At 64.2% G+C, this 24,778-nt stretch carries 24 protein-coding genes; 12 read left to right on the forward strand and 12 right to left on the reverse strand.

What is annotated here, in order from left to right:
* Positions 1-10: 10 nt before the first annotated feature.
* Positions 11-1,252 carry a type III polyketide synthase gene (locus ACTAQI_RS06250; protein ID WP_457950207.1) on the reverse strand — a complete coding sequence of 414 codons (1,242 nt, stop codon included), beginning with the start codon at positions 1,250-1,252 and terminating at the stop codon, positions 11-13.
* Positions 1,253-1,915: 663 nt separating this feature from the next.
* Here ACTAQI_RS06250 and ACTAQI_RS06255 point away from each other — a divergent pair.
* The 4 genes from ACTAQI_RS06255 to ACTAQI_RS06270 all read left to right on the forward strand — a co-directional run bounded on the left by ACTAQI_RS06255 (position 1,916) and on the right by ACTAQI_RS06270 (position 3,960).
* Positions 1,916-2,263: a hypothetical protein gene (locus ACTAQI_RS06255; protein ID WP_457950208.1), complete on the forward strand. Its 348-nt coding sequence runs from the start codon at positions 1,916-1,918 to the stop codon at positions 2,261-2,263.
* A 582-nt stretch (positions 2,264-2,845) separates the two neighbouring features.
* Positions 2,846-3,073 carry a hypothetical protein gene (locus ACTAQI_RS06260; protein ID WP_457950209.1) on the forward strand — a complete coding sequence of 76 codons (228 nt, stop codon included), beginning with the start codon at positions 2,846-2,848 and terminating at the stop codon, positions 3,071-3,073.
* Positions 3,074-3,146: 73 nt separating this feature from the next.
* Positions 3,147-3,557, forward strand: coding sequence for a DUF3054 domain-containing protein (locus tag ACTAQI_RS06265; RefSeq protein WP_457950210.1), 411 nt, complete (start codon positions 3,147-3,149; stop codon positions 3,555-3,557).
* A 121-nt stretch (positions 3,558-3,678) separates the two neighbouring features.
* Positions 3,679-3,960 (forward strand): Lrp/AsnC family transcriptional regulator, encoded by a 282-nt coding sequence (locus ACTAQI_RS06270; RefSeq protein WP_141160402.1) that lies wholly within the window; start codon positions 3,679-3,681, stop codon positions 3,958-3,960.
* Between the two features lie 16 nt (positions 3,961-3,976).
* Here the strand turns inward: ACTAQI_RS06270 and trpD are convergent, their stop codons facing one another.
* Positions 3,977-5,032: an anthranilate phosphoribosyltransferase gene (gene trpD, locus ACTAQI_RS06275; protein ID WP_457950211.1), complete on the reverse strand. Its 1,056-nt coding sequence runs from the start codon at positions 5,030-5,032 to the stop codon at positions 3,977-3,979.
* A 148-nt stretch (positions 5,033-5,180) separates the two neighbouring features.
* Here trpD and ctaE point away from each other — a divergent pair, with 148 nt between their 5' ends.
* From ctaE to qcrB, 4 genes are all read left to right on the forward strand, one after another.
* Positions 5,181-5,819, forward strand: coding sequence for an aa3-type cytochrome oxidase subunit III (gene ctaE, locus ACTAQI_RS06280; protein ID WP_196803315.1), 639 nt, complete (start codon positions 5,181-5,183; stop codon positions 5,817-5,819).
* An 86-nt stretch (positions 5,820-5,905) separates the two neighbouring features.
* Positions 5,906-6,694 carry a cytochrome bc1 complex diheme cytochrome c subunit gene (gene qcrC, locus ACTAQI_RS06285; RefSeq protein WP_457950212.1) on the forward strand — a complete coding sequence of 263 codons (789 nt, stop codon included), beginning with the start codon at positions 5,906-5,908 and terminating at the stop codon, positions 6,692-6,694.
* A 99-nt stretch (positions 6,695-6,793) separates the two neighbouring features.
* Positions 6,794-7,864, forward strand: a complete 1,071-nt coding sequence (gene qcrA, locus ACTAQI_RS06290) for a cytochrome bc1 complex Rieske iron-sulfur subunit (RefSeq protein WP_141181610.1) — start codon at positions 6,794-6,796, stop codon at positions 7,862-7,864.
* Positions 7,842-9,512 (forward strand): cytochrome bc1 complex cytochrome b subunit, encoded by a 1,671-nt coding sequence (gene qcrB / locus ACTAQI_RS06295; protein WP_457950213.1) that lies wholly within the window; start codon positions 7,842-7,844, stop codon positions 9,510-9,512. The genes qcrA and qcrB overlap by 23 nt, the downstream gene beginning before the upstream one ends.
* 167 nt (positions 9,513-9,679) lie before the next feature.
* Here the strand turns inward: qcrB and ACTAQI_RS06300 are convergent, their stop codons facing one another.
* Entirely contained in the window at positions 9,680-10,450 is a 771-nt protein-coding gene (locus ACTAQI_RS06300) for a GntR family transcriptional regulator (protein ID WP_457950214.1), read from the reverse strand.
* 160 nt (positions 10,451-10,610) lie between these two features.
* Between ACTAQI_RS06300 and ACTAQI_RS06305 the strand changes: the two genes are divergently transcribed.
* Complete coding sequence (locus tag ACTAQI_RS06305; RefSeq protein WP_457950215.1) at positions 10,611-10,913, forward strand: HPr family phosphocarrier protein; 303 nt, start codon at positions 10,611-10,613, stop codon at positions 10,911-10,913.
* 63 nt (positions 10,914-10,976) lie between these two features.
* Here the strand turns inward: ACTAQI_RS06305 and ACTAQI_RS06310 are convergent, their stop codons facing one another.
* From ACTAQI_RS06310 to ACTAQI_RS06330, 5 genes are all read right to left on the reverse strand, one after another.
* The gene (locus ACTAQI_RS06310; protein WP_311261948.1) at positions 10,977-11,378 is read right to left on the reverse strand and encodes a cytochrome c oxidase subunit 4; all 402 of its coding nucleotides are present in this window, start codon (positions 11,376-11,378) and stop codon (positions 10,977-10,979) included.
* Positions 11,375-13,102, reverse strand: a complete 1,728-nt coding sequence (gene ctaD, locus ACTAQI_RS06315) for an aa3-type cytochrome oxidase subunit I (protein WP_457950216.1) — start codon at positions 13,100-13,102, stop codon at positions 11,375-11,377. Before ctaD ends, ACTAQI_RS06310 begins: the two co-directional genes overlap by 4 nt.
* A gap of 10 nt (positions 13,103-13,112) precedes the next feature.
* Positions 13,113-13,985: an aa3-type cytochrome oxidase subunit II gene (ctaC, locus tag ACTAQI_RS06320; RefSeq protein WP_159631957.1), complete on the reverse strand. Its 873-nt coding sequence runs from the start codon at positions 13,983-13,985 to the stop codon at positions 13,113-13,115.
* Between the two features lie 185 nt (positions 13,986-14,170).
* Positions 14,171-14,560, reverse strand: coding sequence for a HesB/IscA family protein (locus ACTAQI_RS06325; protein ID WP_457950217.1), 390 nt, complete (start codon positions 14,558-14,560; stop codon positions 14,171-14,173).
* 183 nt (positions 14,561-14,743) lie between these two features.
* The gene (locus ACTAQI_RS06330; protein ID WP_457950218.1) at positions 14,744-16,198 is read right to left on the reverse strand and encodes a M20/M25/M40 family metallo-hydrolase; all 1,455 of its coding nucleotides are present in this window, start codon (positions 16,196-16,198) and stop codon (positions 14,744-14,746) included.
* Between the two features lie 93 nt (positions 16,199-16,291).
* Between ACTAQI_RS06330 and ACTAQI_RS06335 the strand changes: the two genes are divergently transcribed.
* Positions 16,292-16,894 carry a DUF3043 domain-containing protein gene (locus tag ACTAQI_RS06335; protein ID WP_457950219.1) on the forward strand — a complete coding sequence of 201 codons (603 nt, stop codon included), beginning with the start codon at positions 16,292-16,294 and terminating at the stop codon, positions 16,892-16,894.
* Positions 16,895-17,013: 119 nt separating this feature from the next.
* Here ACTAQI_RS06335 and ACTAQI_RS06340 read toward each other — a convergent pair whose 3' ends face one another.
* Positions 17,014-18,084, reverse strand: a complete 1,071-nt coding sequence (locus ACTAQI_RS06340) for a quinone-dependent dihydroorotate dehydrogenase (protein ID WP_457950220.1) — start codon at positions 18,082-18,084, stop codon at positions 17,014-17,016.
* Positions 18,085-18,178: 94 nt separating this feature from the next.
* Here ACTAQI_RS06340 and ACTAQI_RS06345 point away from each other — a divergent pair, with 94 nt between their 5' ends.
* Entirely contained in the window at positions 18,179-19,141 is a 963-nt protein-coding gene (locus ACTAQI_RS06345; RefSeq protein ID WP_457950221.1) for an alpha/beta hydrolase, read from the forward strand.
* Here ACTAQI_RS06345 and ACTAQI_RS06350 read toward each other — a convergent pair.
* From ACTAQI_RS06350 to leuA, 3 genes are all read right to left on the reverse strand, one after another.
* Positions 19,138-19,989, reverse strand: a complete 852-nt coding sequence (locus tag ACTAQI_RS06350) for an isoprenyl transferase (protein ID WP_457950222.1) — start codon at positions 19,987-19,989, stop codon at positions 19,138-19,140. The genes ACTAQI_RS06345 and ACTAQI_RS06350 overlap by 4 nt on opposite strands.
* Positions 19,990-19,991: 2 nt before the next feature.
* On the reverse strand, positions 19,992-20,744 hold the full coding sequence (recO, locus tag ACTAQI_RS06355) for a DNA repair protein RecO (RefSeq protein WP_457950223.1): 753 nt from the start codon (positions 20,742-20,744) through the stop codon (positions 19,992-19,994).
* Between the two features lie 85 nt (positions 20,745-20,829).
* The gene (leuA, locus tag ACTAQI_RS06360) at positions 20,830-22,569 is read right to left on the reverse strand and encodes a 2-isopropylmalate synthase (RefSeq protein ID WP_457950224.1); all 1,740 of its coding nucleotides are present in this window, start codon (positions 22,567-22,569) and stop codon (positions 20,830-20,832) included.
* Between the two features lie 253 nt (positions 22,570-22,822).
* Here leuA and ACTAQI_RS06365 point away from each other — a divergent pair, with 253 nt between their 5' ends.
* A complete protein-coding gene (locus ACTAQI_RS06365) occupies positions 22,823-24,775 on the forward strand; it encodes a M13 family metallopeptidase (protein WP_457950225.1) in 1,953 nt (650 codons plus the stop codon).
* Positions 24,776-24,778 lie beyond the last annotated feature (3 nt).

A 24,778-nucleotide genomic window follows, 5' to 3' on the forward strand; every position in this document is an offset into this window, starting at 1 on the left:
CGGGCCCCCGTCAGGCCACCGGCGCTTCCGCGGCCGTCCGGTCCTGAAACGCCGTCTGGACATCCTCCGCAGCACTGTTTCCTTGATTGCGGTCCCGGGTGCCGGCGGTGGCTTGCCGGAGCTTGGTGAACAATCCCGTCTCCACGGTCAGGCCCGGGCCAAATGCCATGGAACAGATGCGCTCGTCACCGTTTGCCGCTTCGCCATTCAGCGGCTGTTCCAGGATGTGTTTGAGGACGAAGAGCACCGTGGCGCTGCTCATGTTGCCGAAGTTGCGCAGGATGTCCCGGGCGGGAACCAGTTGCGCGTCGCTGAGTCCGAGCCTGGACTGCACCTTGTCGAGGATGCTGCGGCCGCCGGGGTGGATGGCCCAATGGGGGATCGAGGTGTAGGGGAGTGCCGCCAATTCGGGATCCTTCGCCAACAGGGGCTGCAGTGCACCCACGATGTGGTCATCAATGATGTGCGGCACATAGTTGCCCAGCACCATTTCGAAACCGTGGTCCCCGATGTTCCATGCCATGGAGTCCTCACCTACCGGCGTCAGGACCGTTTCGAAGTGGTCCAGCTTCAGCAGCGCGGTTTCCTCCGCGTCCGGGCGCGCTGTCACGATGGCGGCCGCGGCACCATCGGCGAACAGGGCCGAGCCCATGATCGTGTCCGGGTCGTTGGACGTGCGGACGTGCAGGGAGCACAGCTCGGCACAAACCACCAGGACAACGGCGTCCGGGTCCGCCTCACAGAACAGCTTTGCCGCGCGGAGTGCTGGAAAAGCCGCGTAGCAGCCCATGAAGCCCAGGTGATAGCGCTGTACCGAAGGATTAAGGCCGAGTTCCCGGACCACTTTGTAGTCGGGCCCGGGGTTGAAGAAACCGGTGCAGGACACTGTCACGAGGTGAGTTATGTCAAGTAAATCCAGTTCCGGGGCAGCGCACAGGGCAGCGCGGGAAGCCTCCACGAACAGCTTGGTGGCCTCCCTGGCGAAGATGTCGTTGCGGACCTTGGTACTGGGGTTCAGCAGCAGCCCGGTGTCCGGGTCATAGAACTGAGGGTTTTCCGAGCGCGACGTGTTGGTCAGTTCCTGGACGGCGGTGAACCTTGTCTCAATGGCGGCACCATCGAAACAGGTACCGACAAGGCGTGAACCCAGCCTGGACAAGCCTGGCTGCGCCGCAAAAACATCACGGGCTTCGGACTGGATCAGCTTCGTCGTCGGGACTGCAGTTTCAAGGGAACGCACGTAGACCGTCATTAAGTCATTCTTGACGTGCGGTTCGATAAAGACAATGGGCCTGCAGGTTCGATCAGTGCTGATGCGCCCGGCTGCACGGCCCGGAAAGTTGGTTGCGTGGCCCCGATTCCGGACCATCCCCAAAGCGCCGATAATCTACATTATGTCAAGTAATATTCTGAGCCTCCTAGGAGAAGCCATTCCGTACCGATCCCCCGCAGCGGCTGGAAGTTGAGCGACGAGGCTGTCCGCCCTGAACGATTCCTGTGCATCAGCACGAACCCGTGTCCCAGTCTTTACCGGCGCTGGGATAGCGGCCAGGAGCTCACTGACGACGATGTCAGGGCTCGCGAATCGCGGCTTGGGTTCGCAATGACAACGGACCATTCATGCCAGCGGCCAATCAGCGGCAGCGGCTCCATCACCGTGTGCAGCGCCAGCGGCGTGGACGGTGAATACCACTACCTCCCCACTGTTACGAGCCCCAGACCGCAGGAAGCTCGTTACTCTCATTGTCAGCCCCGGGTCGAACCTCGGAAAATGAATGTGGAAACAGCCGGCCGAGGGGCGCGGTAAAGCTGATGAAGCGCTGTCAGGGCTTTGGCCCCTGGCAGCCACACGCTCTTCCTCCTAGCCTTGATTCCTGACGGCAGTCCAGGCATTGCTGCTGGAAAGGAGGCCGGCGTGCAGTGGGATCTCGGGCCGTTCGGGGTGGCCGTTCTTGCTTCGATGGCAATCATCGTCGGCGGGCTCTTCAGGGTGATCGTGGGAAGAACCTCAGTGCGGTGGCTGTGGTTCGTGGCAGCCGTTCTGTATTTCGTGGCCGGCATCCTGGTAAGCGAAGTCTGGTTCGCCTGGGCCACCGGAGCGGACCTTCAACCCAACATCGATGGCTTGTCCTTCGACGAAGTGAACCTCGTGACGCTGGTGGGACTCATTGCGGCAGTTGCCATCCGGTTTGTCCTGCGGCAGCGGCATTCATCGGCGGGATCGGCCAACACCCGCGCACAAGGGCCGGGGCGCGCTCCCTGAGAGCCTCCTCCCCCGGCGTCGTCGGTGAAAGACCGGATGATGCGGCCGGGACAGCCGCAAACGCCCTGCCTGGGCAGGAGACCTCTTGGTGCTCAATGACGCCTTTGCATCGAGGCCCCAACGACGGCCCCGAGCCCGAGGCCCAGCGCGCAGCCCCAGAACGGCGTGTGGAACAGCGCCAGCCCCAGGCTGATACCAAAGGCGGCACCAACAAGGCTGCAAATCCATAAGGCTTTATTCACGGTGTCTCCGGTTTGACTGGGGCGGCCTCACCTACAGCTGCGACCTTACTGCATCCCTATCCCCTGAGCGCCGGAAAACGGGGAGGCCTACGTGGAAGTTGGGTAGCTCCCACCCATGCGCGCCTGCCGCCGGGCATTCTAACCTTTTGGACATGGCGGCAGGCCGGCCAGGCCTGCCGCGGGCGCACGATGGAGCGATCCCAGGATCCTCCTTTTGTTCATGAAGACGGCGGCGGCGCCCGGATTTCCTGCGTACCCCCTAGGACGCCCCATGCGCGAACTCCCCCGCCCCCAAGACTGCACACATTCCACCGCCACGTGCCCCGGATGCCGTTCCGAGATGCGCCAGGAAGCCCTGCGGCATGCTCCCGGCAGGCCCATTGTTCTGCTGAGGCCCGCACCCGTCACGGTTCGGGCCAGGCGGGCCAACGCCGTGGCCTACACCGTGACCGATGTCCTCATTGAATGGGACTCGGACGCGGATTACCACCTGCGGTGGGAGGCAAGCTGGCTTGTCCATAGGGTGCAGGCAGCACCGGAAGTCAGCCTGGTCCAGGAAGCGGTCTGACGCCCCCCTCCCCCGCCGCAGGCGCCCGTTCCGTCCGCAAGCGTCCCACCTATCGGCGGCTAAGCTCGAAACCATGAGTTCCATGAAAACCAGGCCCGCACAGTCAGCACACGCGCGGGCGGTGGTGACGGCGGCAGCGGCGGACATTCTGCTGATCCTTCTTTTCGCCGCGATAGGCCGCGATGCACACCACCGCGAGGAGCCCATCCTCGGCGTGCTGCTGACCGCCTGGCCATTCCTTGCCGGCGCGGCTGCGGGATGGGTTGTTGCCCGCGCGTGGCGCCGCCCGCTGTCAGTACCCCGGGCAGGTATTCCAGTCTGGCTGGCCGGCCTGGTCGGTGGCATGCTCCTGCGGGCACTGACCGGGCAGACGGTCGTCCTTCCCTTTATCATCGTGGCCACACTGGCCCAGGCCGTGTTCCTGGTGGGCTACCGCCTCCTGCTGGCCGGTGTCGCGCGGCTCCGCCGCAGGCAGGGCAGGTGAACGGGCGGCGGGAGCAGGGCACCGGGTGCCAGCGGGCGAATCGGCGCCCGTGTAATAGGCTGGCTGCAGGGAAAAGCCTGCCGTGCCTTACTGCGGCGGCACTGATTGAAGGGGTTCAAGCGTGGTTACCGCATTTGTTCTGATCAAGACTGACGCCGCCCGCATTCCGGAGACGGCGGAGGAAATATCGGCCATCGAAGGCATCAGCGAGGTGTACTCGGTCACCGGAGAATGGGACCTCATTGCGGTAGCCAGGGTGCGCCGGCACGAGGATCTGGCGGATGTCATCGCGGACCGGCTGTCAAAAGTTCCAGCGGTGGTCCACACGACCACCCACATCGCATTCCGGGCATACTCCCAGCACGACCTGGATGCCGCCTTTTCGCTGGGTTTCGAGCAGTAACCCGACGACCCGCCTCTTAGGCCCGGGACAGGGATACCCAGCGGTCCAGGACGGCGGCGGCAGCACCGGAGTCGATCGATTGCGCCGCACTCGCGAATGCCGCCTGCATCCGCGCCAGGAACGGCCCCTCTGCTTCACGATCGAATGCGACCAGGCCGGCCGCCGCATTCAACAGGACCGCGTCCCGCGCCGGGCCCCTCCTGCCGGCAAGTACGTCGCGGACCACTCCCGCATTTGCCGCGGCGTCACCGCCGCGGAGCTGTTCAACAGTAGCCAGGCTGATGCCAAGGTCCTCCGGCGAGAAGTGCAGCTCACTGACCGCGCCGTCACGGATTTCCCACACGGTGGACGGTCCGGTTGTGGTCAGCTCGTCCAGGCCGTCGTTTCCACGGAACACCAGCCCCCGGCTCCCCCGGCGGGCCAGGACGCCGGCCACGAGCGGCGCCATGCGCGCGTTCGCAACTCCCACGGCCGACGCCTGGACATTGGCAGGGTTGGTGAGCGGTCCCAGGAAGTTGAATGCCGTGGGCACCGCCAGCTCCCGGCGGGGCACGGCAGTATGGCGGAACGATGGGTGGAACACCTGCGCAAAACAGAACGTGATACCCGCCTCCTCTGCGTTCCGGGCCACCTGCGCAATGGGCAGGTCAAGGCGGACACCGAGCGCTTCGAGCACGTCAGCGGACCCGGACGACGACGACGCCGCCCGGTTGCCGTGCTTAACGACCTTTGCGCCGGCCCCGGCGGCTACCAGGGCGGCCATGGTTGAGATGTTGATGGTGTTAAGTTGGTCACCACCGGTCCCCACAATGTCCAGTTTTTCGCCGGTAATTGTCACGGGGTTGGCATGGGCGAGCATGGCGTCCACCAGGCCGGAAAGCTCGTCCACGGTCTCGCCTTTGGCGCTGAGGGCCACCAGGAACCCTGCGATCTGGGCCGGTGTGGCTTCCCCGGACATGATGGTGTCCATGGCCCAGGATGTGTTCTCCGCCGTGAGGTCGTTGCCCTTGATGAGCGCCGAGATCAACCGGGGCCAGGTGTTGCCGGACGCTTTAGTTGCCTGAGAAGTCACGTGCTGATGCTATCGAGCGATGGCGGCCACTGACCAATGTGAACGGTGGCCGGAACTTTTCCGGGCAATTTCGCGTCTTTGTAGAAAAAGTCCTCCGAAAAGGCGGTTTGCGTTGGGCAGCACGGACTTTTACAGACATAATGTCTATGTGACATCTGCGACCCATGCCCCCAGTACCCCGGCGCACCCCACGCTGAACCGCCCCAATATGGTTTCTGTTGGAACCGTTGTGTGGCTGTCCAGTGAGTTGATGTTCTTCGCCGGCCTCTTCGCCATGTACTTCACTCTGCGCTCCACAAGTGGGCAGATGTGGGCCGAAGAGACAGCCAAGCTCAACTTCCCCTTTGCGCTCGTCAACACGATCGTCCTTGTGGCCAGTTCCTTCACTTGCCAGATGGGCGTCTTCGCCGCAGAGCGGCTGCAGCCACGGCGCGCCGGAGGTGCGCTGCAGTTCGCCCGCTGGGGAATGAACGAATGGTTCACCCTGACGTTCCTCATGGGCGCGTTCTTCGTTGCCGGCCAGACCACCGAATACGCGATGCTGGTTTCCGAGCACGTCTCGCTCTCCTCCAACGCTTACGGCTCGGCCTTCTACATGACCACCGGCTTCCACGGCCTCCACGTCATCGGCGGCCTGATCGCTTTCCTGCTCATCATGGGACGGTCCTTCGCCGCGAAGAAGTTCGGACACTTCGAAGCAACGTCCGCGATCGTCACCTCTTACTACTGGCACTTCGTTGACGTCGTGTGGATCGGCCTCTTCCTGGTCATCTACGTACTCAAGTAGCCAGCTTTGATTCTTTTTCTACAAGAGGCAGAATTTCAGGTAGCGGCTCCCGGAGCCGGCGCAGGATCGAATAAAGGAACCACCACGTGAAGGCACTCTCACAAAAGCGGCGTCACCCACTTGCAGCAATAGCGCTGCTTCTGATGGGGCTCCTCATCACGGGTGGGTTGTACGCCGTGGCAACCACCGTCAACCAGGCCAAGGCTTCCACCACCACGTTCAGCGCAAGCGACGCAGAAGAGGGCGGCAAGCTCTTCGCCGCCAACTGCGCCACCTGCCACGGCATGGGTGCCAGCGGCTCCAAGGACGGCCCCTCCCTGGTGGGCGTCGGCGCAGCCGCCGTTGATTTCCAGGTGGGCACCGGTCGCATGCCTATGCAGATGAACGGTCCCCAGGCCCTCAAGAAGCCTGTCCAGTTCAACGACGAACAGACCCACCAGCTTGCAGCCTACGTCGCCTCCCTGGGAGCCGGCCCGGCAATTCCTGCAGAAGACCTGACAAGCGGTGGCGGCGACGCCGCTGCCGGCGGCGAGCTCTTCCGCACCAACTGCGCCATGTGCCACAACGCAGCGGCTGCCGGTGGCGCCCTGACCCGCGGCAAGTTTGCACCTGCCCTGGCCGATGTAACCGGCAAGCACATTTACGAGGCCATGGTCACGGGTCCGCAGAACATGCCGGTCTTCAACGACGCCAACATCACCCCCGAAGGCAAGAAGGACATCATCACCTTCCTGAAGCAGATCGAGACCACCGGTTCACCGGGCGGCGCCGATCTGGGCTCGCTCGGCCCGGTTGCTGAAGGTCTGTTCGTGTGGGTTGCCGGTCTCGGCGTCATCATCGCCTTCACCATCTGGCTGACGTCCAGGACATCCTGACTTTCCGCAGGAAGCACAAAACTTCTGCTGCCCAGTCAGCAGCTTGAAATTAGAAACTAACCCGGCAACAGCCGGGACGAGAGAAGGATGAGGCGAATTATGGGCAACCATAGTGACGGCAGTCCGAACCACTCGGGCACCGTAGCTACGGCTGGTCAGAATGAGGTGGAGAAGTTCCAGGATCCTGGAATTCCCCCGCATCGTTTGCGCCTGGCTGACACGGACCCGAAGGCCGCAAAGCGGGCAGAACGGCAGGTTGCCTTACTATTTGGCATTTCTGTTGTTGGAACCCTGATCTTCCTGGTGGCGTACTTTGCCATTGATCTGGGTGATGACTCCAGCATTGCCACCATCCGGCTCCAGAACGCCCTGCTCGGCATTGGCACCGCCTTCGCAATGCTGGGTATCGGTACCGGCATCGTGCACTGGGCCAAGGCCCTGATGCCCGATCACGAAGTCTCTGAAGAACGCCACGCCATCCGGTACGAAGAGGACCGCCAGGCCGCGGTCCGCATCGTCGACGACATCGTGGAAGAGACCGGCATCAAGCGCCGCCCGCTGATCCGCAACACCCTCCTGGGTGCCGTGGCGCTGGCCCCGCTTCCCGCCGTCGCCATCTTCGGTGACCTTGGACCCCGCCCGGACGACAAGCTCGCACACACCATGTGGGCTCCCCAGGACGGAAAGCGCAAGCGCCTCACCCGTGACCCTGATGGAACTCCCATCAAGGCCTCGGACGTCACCATCGGTTCGGCTTTCCACGTGATCCCCGAAGGCTTGAACGAACTCCAGGAGGGCAAGCTCAACGAGAAGGCAAAGTCAGTTGTGCTGCTCATGCGCCTGGACCCCGCATCCCTGAACCCCTCCAAGGGCCGCGAAGAGTGGGGTTACAACGGCATCGTTGCCTACTCGAAGATCTGCACCCACGTTGGCTGCCCGGTTGCTCTGTACGAGCAGCAGACGCACCACCTGCTGTGCCCGTGCCACCAGTCCACCTTCGACCTCACGCAAGAGTGCAAGGTGATCTTCGGCCCCGCCAGCCGTCCTCTCCCCCAGCTGCCCATCGCAGTTGATGACGAGGGCTACCTCGTCGCTACCAGCGACTTCCATGAACCCGTAGGACCAAGTTACTGGGAGCGTGATTCGCATGAGCGCAGCATCAACAGCTGAGCCGGCTTTCGTCGCCAAGACCAAGACAGGCCGGATCACGGACTTCGTCGACTCACGTGTTGGCGGCTCCGGGATCCTTCGTGAGTTCGGCCGCAAAGTCTTCCCCGACCACTGGTCGTTCATGTTCGGTGAAGTGGCGCTGTACTCCTTCGTCATTCTGCTGCTGTCCGGAACCTTCCTGACGTTCTTCTTCGATCCGTCCATGGCGGAGACCCACTACGACGGCGGCTACATCCCCCTCAAGGGAGTGGAAATGTCGGTGGCGTACAGCTCGTCGCTGAACATCTCCTTCGACATCCGTGGCGGACTCTTCATGCGCCAGGTTCACCACTGGGCGGCCCTGCTGTTCGTGGCGTCCATCGCAGTCCACATGCTGAGGGTCTTCTTCACCGGCGCGTTCCGCCGGCCGCGTGAAATGAACTGGGTTGTGGGCAGCGTCCTGCTGATCCTGGCCATGGCCGCCGGCTTCACCGGTTACTCGCTCCCCGATGACCTCCTGTCCGGCAACGGCCTGCGCATCATCGACGGCGTTATCAAGTCAATCCCTGTCATCGGAACGTACATCTCGTTCTTCCTGTTCGGTGGGGAATTCCCCGGCACGGCCATCATCAGCCGCCTGTACATGCTGCACATCCTGCTGGTACCGGCACTGATCCTGCTGATGATCGTCCTGCACCTGTTCATGGTCGTGGTCCACAAGCACACCCAGTACCCCGGCCCCGGCCGCAACGACAACAACGTTGTCGGCTACCCCCTGGGTCCTGTCTACGCAGCGAAGGCCGGCGGATTCTTCTTCATCGTCTTCGGCGTGATCGCCCTGATGGCAGCGTTCTTCACCATCAACCCGATCTGGAACTACGGTCCGTACGACCCCTCCCCCGTGTCGGCAGGCACCCAGCCTGACTGGTACATCGGGTTTGTCGATGGCGCCCTGCGACTTATGCCGGGCACGCTCGGCAACTGGCACGTCGAGCAGATCTTCTTCGGGCACGTCTTCACGTTCAACGTCCTGCTCCCGGCCCTGGTGCCGGCAGGAATCCTGTTCACCGTGATGTTCACCTACCCGTGGATCGAACGCTGGGTCACCAAGGACGACCGTGAACACCACGTCCTGGACCGTCCGAGGAACGCTCCCACCCGCACCGCCATTGGCATGGCAGGGTTCGTTTGGTACTGCGTCATGTGGGCCGCTGCAGGTTCCGACCTCATCGCCACCCACTTCGGTGTCTCCCTGAACGACGTCACCTACTGGCTGCGGGCCCTGTTCTTCATCGGCCCGGTCATCGCCTTCGTCGTGACCAAGCGTGTGGCCCTTGCGCTGCAGCGCAAGGACCGGGAAATCGCCCTCCACGGCCGTGAGACCGGCCGTATCGTTCGGCTCCCGCACGGTGAGTTCATCGAGGTCCACGCTCCGCTGGATGAGTACAAGCGGTACAAGCTGGTTGGTTTCGAGTCCCCCCAGGTCCTGCCGGCTGAACCCAACGAGCATGGTGTGGTCACCCGCAAGGAGAAGCGCCGCGCGTTCCTCTCCCGCTGGTTCTTCGAGGACCGCGTGGCTCCGGCTACGCCTGCAGAGCTCGAAGCCGCACATGGCCACGGCCATGAGGCAGTTGAGGCAGCAGAGGGATCCAGGAGCCTGACGCACTAGGCTTCGGATTCCAACAGGAAAGGCCCGATCCGTCAGGATCGGGCCTTTCCTGCTTTAAGCCCTCGGCTTTTGCTCCAGGGTGGTCCCGCGGTGCACCGCGACTTCCCTGCCCCGCGTCAGCAGGAAGCGGCCGGATCCCCGGCTGGGGCTGTCCGCGGATGGGATTGTCAGTGGTTGCGGGATCTCCGTGCTCCGGGCCGCTGCAATGGCACCCACAGCTTGTAACGGTCGGCCCGGTAATAGGACACCGAGTAGTCGACCATTGCCCGGGCAACAAAGGCGTGCCGCTGGATCTTCAGCAACGGCGCCCCCACTTCCACGTTGAGCAGCCGTGCGGTGGACGGCGAGGCAGCGGTCGCCTCGATCATGTCCTCACCCCACTCCATAACCAGGCCAAACTGCTCGCTGAGGACGTTGTAGAGGGACGTGGGCGGCTCGCCGTCAAGCAGGCCCGGCACGCGGTGCGCAGGGATGAAGTTTTCATCCACGCTCATGGGCTCCCCATCAGCCAGGAGGAGCCTGCGGAACCGCACAAGCGGCGTTCCCTCGTCCAGTTGCAGTTCGCGGGCCAGGAACGCGCTGGCGCCAATCTGTTCGAAGCTCAGCACTTTGGCGGCGGGCACCATGCCGCGCCGCTGCATTTCTTCGCTGTAGGAAGTAAGTTTCACCTGGAGGTCGAGTTTCGGCCGTCGGACAAACGTTCCCAGACCCACCACGCGCTCAATGACCTCCTCCCCCACCAGGGCGTCGATGGCCTGGCGCACTGTCATCCTTGCCAACCCGAATCGCTCGGCCAGGTCCCGTTCTGACGGCAGCGCCGAACCCGGCGGGCATGACTGCGCGATATAAGCGCGAAGGATCTCCCGAAGTTGGACGTAGATGGCCGTTCCGCTGGTGCGGTCTATTTCACCCGTGATTGCCGTGGCGCCAGCTGCCATGATCTTTCTCCTGCCGTTGGTTTCCAATCAATTTTAGGACGGTCTAGACCAGTCCCGGGACGCCGGAGGGCTTTCGCGCCGCGGGTACGGTGACCGATATATTTGGTCTGGAAATTTTGCCAGCAGACGGATGGGGCCGTCTTTCGAAAAGGGAGTCCCTTTGCCAACACTGAAAGCCGTGGTCGCAGCGCCGGTAGGCCTGCATGCACGTTCCGCCGCGGTATTTGTCCGCGCTGTCACCGACACTGGGCTTCCGGTCACCATCAGCAAGGCCGGCGCCGCAATGGTGGACGCCCGTTCACTGCTTCAGGTGATGGCTGCTGACTTCGGACAGGGCTGTGAGGTGGAACTGGCGGTCAGCGACGACGCCTTGGACGGCGCGCACGACAACCAGAGGGCACGGGAAGCCCTGCGGGGCCTTGGCGGCCTGCTGGAGTCCCAGGGGGCCGCCCAGACGGTCTAGGGAATGCAAAAACGTCGGGCCCCACCGAAAGGTGGGGCCCGACGTCGTTATTGATGCAGCTGCTTAGTGCGCGTGGTCACCGCGGCTGTACTCGTACACCCAGCCGACGAGGGCCACCACGGCGATGCCGCCGGCGATGAACGTAATCCAGATGCCCACTGCCAGGCCCAGGAACCCGGTGGCGCAGGCGATGCCCAGAACCAGGGGCCACCAGCTCCAGGGGCTGAAGTGCCCCTGCTCGCCGGCGCCTTCGTGGATCTCAGCGTCGCTGCGGTCCTCGGGACGAAGGCCCACGCGCTTGCCGGTGAAGCCGAGGTAGGCACCGATCATGCCGGCGAGGCCACCCACGAGCAGGATGCCCAGGATGCCTACCCACTCACCCCAGTTGGTCAGGAAACCGTAGACCAGAGCGACGGGAACGAAGAAGAAGACTCCGGAGCCAAAGATCCATGATTCGATTTTCACTGTGCGGTGTCCTTCTGGTCGGCGTTGCCGAGAACCGCTGCTGCGGGTGCCGGCGACTCAACGGTTTGGACCTGGCGAAGTTCCGGGTGGTGCAGGTCCAGGGCGGGACGCTCCGAACGGATCCGGGGCAGGGAGGTGAAGTTGTGGCGCGGCGGCGGGCAGGACGTGGCCCACTCCAGCGAAGCACCAAAGCCCCACGGATCATCAACCTGGACCTTTTCAGCCTTGCGCCAGGTGATGTAGACGTTCCAGAAGAACGGGATGAGGGACGCACCGAGCACGAAGGATGCCACGGTGGAGAACTGGTTCATCCACGTGAAGTTGTCCTCCACCAGGTAGTCGGCGTAGCGGCGGGGCATGCCCTCGACGCCGAGCCAGTGCTGGATCAGGAAGGTGCCGTGGAAGCCCAGGAACAGGAGCCAGAAGTGGATCTTGCCGAGGCGCTCGTTGAGCATCTTGCCGGTCCACTTGGGCCACCAGAAATAGAACCCTGCGAACATGGCGAACACCACGGTGCCGAACACCACGTAGTGGAAGTGCGCCACCACGAAGTAGGAGTCCGAAACGTGGAAGTCCAGCGGCGGCGAGGCCAGGATGATGCCGGTGAGGCCGCCGAACAGGAAGGTGATGATGAAGCCGAGGCTCCACAGCATGGGCGTCTCGAAGGTCAGGGAGCCGCGCCACATGGTGCCGATCCAGTTGAAGAACTTCACGCCGGTGGGCACCGCGATGAGCATGGTCATGAACGAGAAGAACGGCAGCAGGACGGCACCGGTGACGTACATGTGGTGGGCCCACACCGTCACCGAGAGGGCTGCGATGGCGATGGTGGCGTAGACCAGGCCCTTGTAGCCGAAGATCGGCTTGCGGCTGAACACCGGGAAGATTTCCGAAACGATGCCGAAGAACGGCAGCGCAATGATGTACACCTCCGGGTGGCCGAAGAACCAGAACAGGTGCTGCCAAAGGACCGCGCCGCCGTTCTCCGGGTCGAAGATGTGGGCACCGAACTTCCGGTCCGCACCAAGGGCGAACAGGGCGGCGGCCAGCGGCGGGAAGGCCATCAGGACCAGGATCGCGGTGATCAGGGTGTTCCAGGTAAAGATGGGCATCCGCCACATGGTCATGCCCGGAGCGCGCATGCAGATGATGGTGGTGATGAAGTTGACCGCACCGAGGATGGTGCCGAAGCCCGACAATGCCAGGCCAAAGACCCACAGGTCACCGCCGATGCCCGGGGTGAACGTGGTGTTGGACAGCGGTGCGTAGGCGAACCAGCCGAAGGATGCAGCACCCTGCGGGGTGATGAAGCCGGAGACGGCGATGGTGGAGCCGAACAGGAAGAACCAGAACGCCAGTGCGTTCAAACGCGGGAATGCGACGTCGGGCGCGCCGATCTGCAGCGGCATAATCACGTTGGCGAAGCCGGCGAACAGCGGGGTGGCGAACATCAGCAGCATGACGGTGCCGTGCATGGTGAACAGCTGGTTGTACTGTTCCTTGGTCTGCAGGATCTGCATGCCGGGCTCGAAGAGCTCCGCACGGATCAGCAGGGCCATGACGCCGCCCAGGCAGAAGAACACGAAGGACGCGATCAGGTACATGTACCCGATGGTCTTGTGGTCAGTGGAGGTGATCCAGTTGACGACGATGCGCCCCTTGGATTTGGGTACCACGGGAGCCGACAGGACCCCGGTGGGTGCGGATTGGGTGTACGTAGCCACGTCGCTCCCCTTACTTGGTTTCGTTCAGGTTCGGGTTGCGGTCGTACTCCACGCCGAGCAGGCCCGTGTTGCCTTCAGCCTTGAGCTGGTCCATGTGGGCCTGGAATTCGGATTCCGACACCACCTTGACGCGGAACAGCATTTCGGAGTGGTACTCGCCGCAGAGTTCGGCACACTTGCCGTCGTAGGTGCCCTCTTTAGTGGGGGTGAACCGGATGTAGTTGGTCTTGCCGGGAATCATGTCGCGCTTCTGCAGGAAGGCGGGAACCCAGAAGGAGTGGATAACATCGCGGGCGTTCAGCTCGAGGTCAACAGACTTGTTGACGGGCAGGTACAGCGTGGGGAGCTGTTCCTTGTCGATGGTGTTGCCGGTGAGGTGCGCCTGGACGCCGGCCTCGTGGAGGTCTTCCTGGATGACATCGCCGGACTTGTAGTTGAAGTCCCACGCCCACTGTTTACCGCGGACGTCCACAACGACGTCTGCCGGCTGCGATCGGTCATCGATAGCCTGCTGGTCACGGTCCGTGAAGTAAAAGAACACCAGGACCATGAAGATCGGGATGGTGAGGTAGAAGACTTCCAGCGGAAGGTTGAAGCTGGTCTGCCGCGGGAAGCCCACGGTTCCCTTGCGGCGACGGTAGGCGACCACGCACCAGATAATCAGGCCCCACGTAATGGCGCCGACCACGAGCGCAGCAATCCATGAGTTGACCCAGAGGTCCATGATGCGGTCGGTGTTGCTGGTGGTGCCACGTTCAGTGGGCATCCACCCTTTCTCTACCTCTGGCGAACATCCGGTCAAAACCAACGCGCCGGCTATAGCCAAGCTTGAGATCGTGGTGATCGTTTTGCGTCGGCTGCCGGTTCGGTTCTGCGAACTCACAGACGGCCCTTCCTACTTGTTGCTGTTGTCCGGGCAGCCATCGGCGCTCCGGGCACAAAAAAGTTTTACTACTCGGTGTAGAGCTTACCGCTCCCCCGGGCGTTTCGCCCACATGTCGGCGCCGAGCCCCCGTGCCGTTTTGGACGGCAGGAAGCCCGGCGCCGACATCAGGCGAAATAACCGGCTTAGTGGAACGAATCGCCGCAGGCGCAGGAGCCGCCGGCGTTCGGATTGTCGATGGTGAAGCCCTGCTTCGAAATGGTGTCTTCGAAGTCGATGCTGGCTCCGCTCAGGTATGGCACGCTCATCTTGTCGACAACGACCTCGACTCCGTCATAGTTACGCACGGCGTCTCCATCAAGGAGCCGTTCGTCGAAGTAGAGCTGGTAAATCAGCCCTGAGCATCCGCCAGGCTGCACGGCCACGCGCAGGCGCAGGTCGGTGCGGCCTTCCTGCTCGAGGAGGCTGCGTACCTTGCCTGCAGCGACATCGGTCAGGTTGACCTCGTGAACGGGCAGTTCGTCGCTGGCCACACTGGTGGCGGCGGTGCTGTTTTCGTTGGTTGCGGTGCTCATTGGCCTACCTTCTTAGGACGGTCTGGCGGCGCCGCCGAAACGGCGCCTGCCCCTACAAATACGGTATGGGCTATAGCTACATGCTACGCGCGGCAGTCCTGTAGCTCTAACTCCTGGCGTAACCGTCAAAGCCCGCCGGTTGTTCCCTGGAAGCAGGGTGGCCGCCGGCACGCCAAACGGCCGTTACTCCCCTGCCGTTAGTCCCCCCGTGTTCAGCCGGACGAGCATGAGGGCCTCGGCCAGGATGGCGTTGCGGAAGTCCCCTATATGCAGTGACTCGTTGGCGCTGTGTGCCCGCGAGTCCGGGTCCTCGACCCCTGTCACCAGGATCTGGGCCTCGGGGTACAGCTCGGTCAGGTCGGCTATGAAGGGAATGGAGCCGCCGATGCCGGTTTCGACGGCGGGAACTCCCCAGGCCTCCCCCAGTGCCCACATGGCCACGGTCGCTGCGGTGGACGAGGTGTCGGTCTGGAAGGGGTTGCCGGCCTCCCCCGGCGTGAAGACGACCTTCGCCCCAAAGGGAGCGTTGGCCTCCACATGCCGTCGTACCGCCTCCATGGCGTCGGCCGGCACCTGTCCTGGGGCCAACCGGAGGCTGAACTTTGCCCGGGCACGAGGGAGGAGGGTATTGGAGGCTACGTCTACGGCGGGGGCGTCGAAGCCGATGATTGACAGTGCCGGCTTGGTCCACAGGCGGGACGCGATGCTCCCTGTCCCTGCCAGCCGGACGCCTTCGAGCACGGACGCATCGCTGCGGTAATCCGCTTCCGGCATATCCACGGCAGCGGTGTCGGTGGCCACCAGTCCTTCGATGGCCACGTTCCCGTCAGCGTCGTGAAGCGTGGCAATCAGGCGGGACAGCAGGGTGGGAGCATCCAGGACCGGACCACCGAACATGCCGGAGTGCACGGCGTGGTCAAGGACCTGCACCTCGATGGTGCCGTCGACCAGGCCGCGGAGGCTGGTGGTCAGGGCGGGGATGCCGACTTTCCAGTTGCTGGAGTCGGCCACCACGATGACGTCCGCACGCAGCAGCTCGCGGTTCGCCTCCAGGAATGTCCGGAACGTAGGCGACCCTGCTTCTTCCTCGCCCTCGATGAAGAAGGTCACACCCAGCCCCAGGGAGCCGGCAAGGACCTCTGCGACAGCCGTGTATGCAGCAACGTGCGCCATGATGCCGGCTTTGTCGTCGGCTGCACCGCGTCCGTAGAGGCGTCCGTCTTTCTCGACGGCGGTAAAAGGTTCTGTTTCCCATAGGGATTCGTCGCCGACGGGCTGGACGTCGTGGTGGGCGTACAGGAGGATAGTCCGCTTTCCATCAGCGGCGGGACGGCGGGCGACGACGGCCGGGCCGCCTGGGGTGCCGTCCGACTTGTCCACTGACAGCACCTGGACTTCACTGATCCCTGCACCGCGAAGGAGTTCCGCGACGGCCTCCGCGCTGCGCTCGAGGGGGCTGCGCTCAAAGCTGGGCCACGCAATTCCCGGAATGGCCACGAGCTCCTTGAGCCGAGCCAGGGTGTGGTCGAAGGAACGGTCTACCGCCGAACGAAGATCTTCCGTCCTGCCGGCTACCTCAGGGCCCGGTCCTGACGTAGTGATGGTGCTGTGCGGGGTGGCCGCCGGTGATGAAGTCATGGCCAAAACATTACCCCCGTCACATTCGACTGCAGGTCAGGGCAGACGCCGGAGCAAGCCGGGGGGCACGCCGCTGCAAGGTATTCTGGTCAGGTGTTCGGACGTAGAAAAGAAGCGCCCTCGGCGCAGGAAACCATAGACCAGCAGGCAGCAGAGGCGGCGGCGCAGCAGAACAGCGCGGTGGGCAAGGGTGCACCTACCCCCACGCGGAAGGCCCAGGAAGCCGCCCGCAAGCGCCCGCTGGTGCCCGAGGACCGCAAGGCATCCAAGGCCGCCGAACGCCAGGCCGTGCAGGACCAGCGCCTTAAGATGCGCCGGGCCCTGGACACCGGCGATGAGAAGTTCCTGCCGCTGCGCGACAAGGGTCCACAGAAACGGTTTGCCCGCGACTTCGTGGACGCGCGTTTCAACCTTGGCGAGTACCTGATGTTCGGTGCGCTTGTCTTCGTGCTGGTGTCCCTGGTAGTCCCGGCCTCCAGCGACATGATGATCTACGTCCTGGGCGCTTTCTGGGTAATGTTCCTGGCGGTCTTCGTCGATGTGTTCATTCTGTCCCGCAAGCTTCGCAAGCGCCTGGCGGAAAAGTTCGGAGAGGTGGAGCGCGGTACAGTCTGGTACGGCTCCATGCGGTCCCTGCAGTTCCGGAAACTTCGGCTGCCCAAGCCTCAGGTCCAGCGCGGACAGTACCCCGCCTGAGCTCACGTCGCCCCAAACCAACAGACACCCCTGCGGAATACCGCAGGGGTGTCTGTCCTTTAATACCGATCCGCTTTTCAGCAGGCCTTGCGGCTTTCACAGGGGCATGCGGCCAGGTGTCAGGAGCGGCGGTTTCTTGCCAGTTGCTTGTTGATCCGCGCTGCCCAGAAGGGTCCCTCGTACAGGAAAGCGGTGTAGCCCTGCACCAGGGTTGCGCCGGCGTCGAGCCTTTCCTGTACATCGTGGGCCGACTCCACACCGCCGACCGACACCAGGACCAGGGCGTCCCCGGTGGCGCGCTTGAGCCGCTTCAGCACCTCGAGGGAACGCTGCTTCACCGGAGCGCCGGACAATCCGCCCGCGCCGCATTTCTCCACCTCTTCCGCCGGCGAGGACAGTCCCGTCCGGGCGATGGTGGTGTTGGTGGCAATGATGCCGTCCAGCTTCAGGTCCAGGGCGAGGCGTGCGACGTCGTCAATATCCTCGTCGCTGAGGTCCGGGGCGATCTTGACCAGCAGGGGCACGTGCCGGCCGGCGGCCCTGTCAGCTTCCTGCCCCACGGCGGTCAGCAGCGGGCGGAGCGTTTCCACATCCTGGAGCAGCCTAAGCCCCGGAGTGTTGGGGGAACTGACGTTGACCACCAAGTAGTCGGCGGCAGGAGCCAGGCTGCGTGCGCTTACCAGGTAGTCGTCCACGGCGTCGGCGAGCTCAACTGCCTTGGTTTTGCCGATATTGACGCCGATGACCGGACGCACCGCCGGGTAGCGGCGCTGAAGTGCGGCCCGCGCTGCTTTCAGCCGCGGCGCAACGGCCGACGCGCCGTCGTTATTGAATCCCATCCGGTTGATGACGGCCCGGTCCTGGACCAGGCGGAACAGCCGCGGCTTGTCATTGCCCGGCTGCGCCTGGCCGGTGATGGTTCCCACCTCAATGTGTCCGAACCCAAGGTCGGTGAGGGCCTCGATGCCGTGCCCTTCCTTATCAAAGCCGGCAGCCAACCCGAACGGCGACGGAAACGTGACACCAAAGGCGGTGGTCTGCAGCGACAGAGCCGGAGCGGTCAACTTCTGCAGCACCCTCCCCGCCCCCGAAGCATGCGCGAGCCGGATGCCCTTGAATCCGATCTTGTGGGCGCGCTCGGCGTCCATCCATGAAAAGGCCAGCCTGAAGAAAGTGGGATAAACGCGCATGCCTCCAGTTTCCCGTCTCCGGGGGCGCCACACCAAAACGGAGAAGCCGCTGAACGGACGGACGTACCCCCGCGACCCGGTTTAGCATGAGGTCATGCAGTGGCAGCAGGACATCCTGGGCGGGGATTTCGAGTCCCACACCTTCACGGCCGCCGGACCTGACGGGGTGGAGCGGACAGCAACCCTGGTCCGGCTCCGGCCGAACCTGGATGCCGGTGCTGCCGCGGGCCGAAAAGCCGTGCTCTTCCTGCACGGCTGGAGCGACTATTTCTTCAACGTGGACCTGGCGCGGTTCTGGGCGGCGGCCGGCTACGACTTCTATGCCCTGGACATGCACAATCATGGGCGGAGCCTGCGCCCGGAATCACCGGGTGGGTATGTGGCAGACCTCGCCGCCTATGACGCTGAAATCGAAGAAGCAGCCCGCGTCATCCGGCAAGAGGGCGCGCCCGGACCCTTGGCTTTGATGGGCCACTCCACCGGCGGGCTGGTGGCAGCCCTGTGGAGCAGCCGCCATCCGGAGGCCGTTTCGCTGCTGATCCTTAACAGCCCGTGGCTGGAGATGCACGGGAGTTCGCTGGTGCGGCGGGCCGCGTCCAGCATGGTGCGCCCTGTGGCCCGGTTCCGGCCCCAGGCAGTTCTCCGCCTTCCGGAGCGTGGCCACTACTGGCGCACCATCAGCAGCGCTGCCGACGGCGAGTGGCCGCTTGATGAGCGCTACCGGCCCCGCATGGCTTTCCCAGTCCGCGCAGGCTGGCTGCGGGCGGTGCTTGCCGGGCATGCCCGGGTGGCCCGCGGCCTGGAGATCGAGGCGCCGATCCTGGTCCTGCTTTCCAAGGGCAGTGCGAACGGCCTTCTGTGGTCCGAGGAAATGCGCCGCACCGATGCCGTCCTGGACGTCAACATCATCAGCGCCAGGGCCCTCACCCTGGGTCGCACGGTGACCGTGGAGCGGATCGACGGCGCCCTCCACGACGTCTTCCTCTCGCCCGAACCGATCCGGGGCGATGCCTACTCACGACTGGCCCGCTGGTTGCGGGCGTATGGGTCAGGCTAACGCGCCTGCGGATCTGCCGGAGGGTTTGCCGCAGCAGCGGCTGCATCGACGGCACCGCCGTACCGGCGGTCCCGCCTGGCGTATTCCTCGACGGCGGCCCAGAGGGTCCGCCTGTCTACGTCCGGCCACAGCGTGTCCATAAAGACGAACTCCGCATACGCGGACTGCCACAGCAGGAAGTTGGACAGCCTCTGCTCCCCCGAGCTGCGCAGGAAGAGGTCCACATCAGGAAGGTCAGGCTCATCCAAGTACTTCTGGATGGTCCGCTCGGTGATGGCGCCGGGCTTCAGCTTGCCTGCCGCCACGTCCGCGGCAATCGCGGACACGGCATCGGTGATCTCCGCCCGGCCGCCGTAATTAACACACATGGTCAAATTACAGGTGGTGTTGGCGGCCGTGAACTCCTCAGCCTCCTCCAGCTCCCGGATCACTGAACCCCAGAGCCGTGGCCGGCGTCCTGCCCAGCGCACCCGCACTCCCCAGTCATCCAGCTGGTTCCGCTGCCTTCGCAGCACATCCTTGTTAAATCCCATGAGGAAGCGGACCTCCTCGGGCGAGCGGCGCCAGTTCTCAGTGGAGAACGCGTACACGCTGACGTACTCTATGCCCAGTTCGATGGCTCCTGCCATGACATCGAGCAGTGCCGGCTCCCCCGCCTTGTGTCCCTCGATCCGCGGCAGCCCCCGTTGGTTGGCCCAGCGGCCGTTGCCGTCCATGACGATGGCCACGTGCCGGGGAATGAATTCAGCCGGGATGGACGGTGCCACCGCACCGGAGGGGTGCGGGTAGGGCGCCAGCACAGGATGGGTGCGCCTGCGGGGTGCGTTGTTCTTTTTTCCCAGGGCCACTGTCAGCTACGCTCCACATGTTTGAGGGACTTCAATACTCGTTCCAAATGCCACTGCAGGTAAGCGGCCACCAGCCCGGCGGCCTCCTTGCGGTGCTGCGGCAAGGACGCGTCCGCAGTGGTCCAGTCCCCGGTCAGTAGGGCCGCCAGCAGGACCACGGTTTCGGATGCGGGGGCAGGTGACCCGGGCGGCCTGCACTGTGCACAGACCATACCGCCAAGGGGCGCGGAGAACGCCGTGTGCGGGCCCGGCATGCCGCAGCGGGAGCAGTCGGTGAAGCTGGGGGCCCAGCCGCCGGTGGCCAGGGCGCGCAGCAGGTAGGAGTCCAGGATGAGGCCCGCCGCATGCTCGTCACGGCTCAGCGCAGCGAGGGCTCCCACCAGCAGGTTGTACTGCGCGGTGGCGGCCTCGCCGTCCACGTCCGTCAGTTTCTCGGCGGTCTCCGTCATAGCGGCGGCAACCGTGTACCTGCCGTAATCCGCGGCGATGCTTCCGCCGTAGGCGCCTTTGGCGACGGCTTGCGTGACGATGTCCAGCGTGCGGCCGGATACCAGCTGCAGGTCTGCCACCATGAAGGGTTCAAGCCGGGCACCGAAGCGGCTGCTGGTGCGGCGCACACCCTTGGCGACGGCGCGGACCTGTCCATGGTGCTTCGTCAGGAGGGTGATGATCCTGTCCGCCTCGCCCAGCTTGTGGGTACGGAGTACCACGGCATCGTCCCGGTAGGCGCGGGAGGCAAAAGACTGTTGGACCACGCTCTATCATCCCATCCTGCCCGGCGGCGCGCTGCCAGGCCTCGGTGGTGCCGCCGGTTGGTCCCGGCGGCACCACCTGCAGGTATCAGGCCCGGGCGTCCCGGATGGCGCGGTTGACGGCCGAGATGACGGCCTTGAGGGAGGACATGCTGGTGTTCGCGTCGATGCCGACGCCCCACAGGACCCGCTCCCCCACGGCGCATTCGACATACGCAGCCGCCGCGGCGTTGCCGCCTTCGGACAGTGCGTGCTCGCTGTAGTCCAGCACCCGGACGTCCACGCCGTCCTCATGGAGGATGTTCAGCAGTGCGGCAATGGGACCGTTGCCCGTGCCGGTCCGGCTGGCCTGGGCACCATCGATGGTGAGCGCGGCGTGAAGCGTCATGCCGCCGTCGGCATCCGTTTCCGTCTTGACTCCGCCCAGGGAGTAGCGTCCCCACTGCCCTTCGGCCTGGCCGGACGGCAGGTACTCGTCCTGGAAGATCTGCCACAGCTGTGCGCCGCTGACCTCGCCGCCCACGGTATCGGTGCGGCGCTGGATAACGCCGGAGAACTCGATTTGCGCACGGCGCGGCAGGTCCAGGCTGTGCTCGTTCTTCAGCAGATAGGCCACACCGCCCTTGCCGGACTGGGAGTTCACGCGGATGACGGCCTCGTAGCTGCGGCCCAGGTCCTTGGGGTCAACCGGCAGGTACGGAACCTGCCAGGTGACATCGTCCACGGCCTTGCCTGCAGCTGCGGCGTCGCGCTCCAGCGCTTCAAAGCCCTTCTTGATCGCATCCTGGTGGGAGCCCGAGAAAGCGGTGAATACCAGGTCGCCACCGTACGGCGAACGCTCCGGTACCGGCAGCTGGTTGCAGTACTCAACGGTCCGGCGGACGTCGTCGATGTTGGAGAAGTCGATCATGGGGTCGATGCCCTGGACGAACAGGTTCAGGCCCAGGGTGACCAGGTCCACGTTCCCGGTCCGTTCCCCGTTGCCGAACAGGCAGCCTTCGATGCGGTCGGCGCCGGCCATGTAGCCCAGTTCAGCGGCCGCCACCCCGGTGCCGCGGTCGTTGTGCGGGTGCAGGGAGAGGATGATGCCTTCGCGCGGGTGCAGGTGCCGGCTCATCCACTCGATGGAATCGGCGTAGACGTTGGGGGTGGCCATTTCCACCGTGGCGGGCAGGTTGATGATCACCTGGCGGTCGGCGGACGCTTCAAACACATCGGCCACGGCGTTGCATACCCGAACGGCGTACTCGAGTTCGGTACCGGTAAAGGACTCCGGCGAGTACTCGTAGGTTACGTGGGTGTCCGCGAGCGTTTCCTCGTACTTCCTGCACAGGCGGGCACCCTGCAGGGCGATGTCCAGGATGCCGTCTTCGTCCTGGTTGAACACGACGCGCCGCTGCAGGACGGACGTGGAGTTGTAGAGGTGGACGATGGCCTGCTTGGCCCCGACAAGGGACTCGTAGGTCCGTTCGATCAGGTGTTCCCGGGCCTGGGTCAGGACCTGGATGGTGACGTCATCCGGGATGTGGTTGCCCTCGATGAGTTGGCGGACAAAGTCGAAGTCCGTCTGTGATGCGGACGGGAATCCGACCTCGATCTCCTTGTAGCCCATGCGGACCAGCAGGTCGAACATCTTCATCTTGCGGGCCGGGCTCATGGGGTCGATCAGCGCCTGGTTGCCGTCGCGCAGGTCAACGGCACACCAGCGCGGGGCCTTGGTGATCACCTTGTCCGGCCAGGTGCGGTCCGGCAGGTCGACCTTGATCTGGTCCTGGAACGGCGTGTACCGGTGGGCGGGCATTCCTGAGGGCTTTTGTGCGTTTCGCATGATGTTCGTGGCCTTTTCTATCGATCTTCAGTGAAAGGGTGGCCGGGCAACACAAACTCCGCAGCGAGGGTGGGCCGTGCGCTAGATAGCGTCTGTGGCCTCGCCGCGGCAGCTAAGGAGAAGGAGCTCTGCACGCACACTTTGAGGGTAACACGGGTGCGTAAGATGAAAGGGCACTACCGTCCGTAAAGTCCAGCATGCAGACGCCTTCCGGTGTTCCGCCCGGCAGCAGCGTCCCAGCAAAGGAGTTGCAGTGCCCATTTCGGGGATCGATCTTTCCACCATTGATCACACAGTCCGGCCGCAGGATGACCTCTACCAGCACGTCAACGGCGCGTGGCTGAAGGCCACCGAGATTCCGGATGACCGGCCCCTGGAGGGCACCTTCACCGCCCTGCGTGACGGGTCCGAGATCGCCGTCCGGGACATCATCGAGGAAGCGGCGGCCAAGGGCGACGACGCCACCGGGATCGAGCGGAAGATCGGCGGGCTGTACAACAGCTTCATGGACGAAGCCACCGTTGAGGGCAAGGGCATGGAGCCCATCCGCGGGCGGCTCGCGGAGGTTTTCGCCACTGTCTCGGTCCCGGAGCTCATTGCCCTGGCGGGCCGGTTGTTCCGCGCGGACGTGGGCGGGTTGTTCTACATCTATCCCGCACCTGATGCGGGCAACCCCGACCGGGTCCTGTTGTATACCGGGCAGGGCGGCCTGGGCCTGCCCGACGAGTCCTACTACCGGGAAGAAAAGTTTGCCCCGATCGTAGCCGCCTATACGGCGCACGTGGAGAAGATGTTTGAACTGGCCGGACTGCCGGATCCGAAGGGTGCCGCGGAGCGCGTGGTCGGGCTGGAGACAAGGCTCGCATCCCACCACTGGGACAACGTCACCCTCCGGGATCCGCAGAAGACCTACAACCTGAAGACGGCGGACGAAGCCACCGCACTCTTCCCCCTCTTCGCCACCTGGTTCGAGGCTGCGGGAATCGACGCTGACAAGCGCACGGAAATCGTCGTCAGCACCCCTGACTTCTTTGCCGGCGCCGCCGGGCTCCTTGACGAAGTCCCGGTGGCCACCTGGCAGGAGTGGCTGGCCATGCGCGTCGTCAGCGCGGCGGCGCCGTACCTGTCCTCCGGGTTCGTGGATGCCAACTTCGCGTTCTACGGCACCACCATCAGCGGCACGCCCCGCAACAAGGACCGGTGGAAGCGCGGCGTCGCGGTCGTCGAAGCAGGCCTCGGTGAAGCTGTCGGCCAGATCTACGTGGCGCGCCATTTCCCCGAGTCCCACAAGGCGCGGATGCAGACGTTGGTGGCGAACCTCATCGAGGCGTACCGCCGCAGCATCAAAGACGTCAGCTGGATGGGCCAGGACACCAAAGCCGAGGCCCTGCGCAAGCTGGAGGCGTTCCGCGCGAAGATCGGCTACCCGGACGAGTGGATCGATTACTCGGCCGTGGAGATCGACCCCGACGACCTGCTGGGCAATGTGGAGCGCGCTCACAATGCCGACGTCGACCGTCATCTGGATGAGGTGGGCAAGCCGGTGGACCGGAATAAGTGGCTGATGACGCCGCAGACGGTCAACGCCTATTACCACCCCATGATGAATGAAATTGTATTCCCCGCGGCCATCCTGCAGCCGCCGTTCTTCACCGCCGACGCCGACGACGCCGTGAACTACGGCGGGATTGGGGCCGTCATCGGCCACGAGATCGGGCACGGCTTTGATGACCAGGGTTCACAGTTCGACGGCGGCGGGGCCCTTCGCAACTGGTGGACGGAGCAGGACCGCCAGGCCTTCGAGGCGCTGACGGCCCGCCTGGTGGCACAGTTCGATGCGCTCTCCCCCACGGCCGCGCCCGGGCACCACGTCAACGGCCGGCTCACGCTCGGCGAGAACATCGGCGACCTGGCCGGGCTGACCATCGCCTACAAGGCATACCGGATCAGCCTGGACGGCAAGGAGCCGGAGGTTCTTGACGGCCTGACCGGGGATCAGCGCTTTTTCGCGTCCTGGGCCGCAGGGTGGCGCCAGGTCATCCGGCAGGAGGAGGCCATCCGGCGGCTTGCCACCGATCCCCACTCCCCCAACGAATTCCGGACCAACGCCATCGCGAAGAACCTCGACCCGTTCCACGAGGCATTCGATGTCACCGAGGACGACGGAATGTGGATGCCTGCCGCTGAGCGCGTCAGCATCTGGTAGCTG

This window comes from Pseudarthrobacter sp. alpha12b (assembly GCF_054130495.1).

Bases quoted from the DNA above. Each gene is read 5' to 3' on its own strand.
- ACTAQI_RS06250 (WP_457950207.1), bottom strand. From the start codon at position 1,252: ATGACGGTCTACGTGCGTTCCCTTGAAACTGCAGTCCCGACGACGAAG.
- ACTAQI_RS06260 (WP_457950209.1), top strand. From the start codon at position 2,846: ATGCGCCAGGAAGCCCTGCGGCATGCTCCCGGCAGGCCCATTGTTCTG.
- ACTAQI_RS06265 (WP_457950210.1), top strand. From the start codon at position 3,147: ATGAGTTCCATGAAAACCAGGCCCGCACAGTCAGCACACGCGCGGGCG.
- qcrA (WP_141181610.1), top strand. From the start codon at position 6,794: ATGGGCAACCATAGTGACGGCAGTCCGAACCACTCGGGCACCGTAGCT.
- qcrB (WP_457950213.1), top strand. From the start codon at position 7,842: ATGAGCGCAGCATCAACAGCTGAGCCGGCTTTCGTCGCCAAGACCAAG.
- ACTAQI_RS06300 (WP_457950214.1), bottom strand. From the start codon at position 10,450: ATGGCAGCTGGCGCCACGGCAATCACGGGTGAAATAGACCGCACCAGC.
- ACTAQI_RS06325 (WP_457950217.1), bottom strand. From the start codon at position 14,560: ATGAGCACCGCAACCAACGAAAACAGCACCGCCGCCACCAGTGTGGCC.
- ACTAQI_RS06330 (WP_457950218.1), bottom strand. From the start codon at position 16,198: ATGACTTCATCACCGGCGGCCACCCCGCACAGCACCATCACTACGTCA.
- ACTAQI_RS06340 (WP_457950220.1), bottom strand. From the start codon at position 18,084: ATGCGCGTTTATCCCACTTTCTTCAGGCTGGCCTTTTCATGGATGGAC.
- ACTAQI_RS06345 (WP_457950221.1), top strand. From the start codon at position 18,179: ATGCAGTGGCAGCAGGACATCCTGGGCGGGGATTTCGAGTCCCACACC.
- leuA (WP_457950224.1), bottom strand. From the start codon at position 22,569: ATGCGAAACGCACAAAAGCCCTCAGGAATGCCCGCCCACCGGTACACG.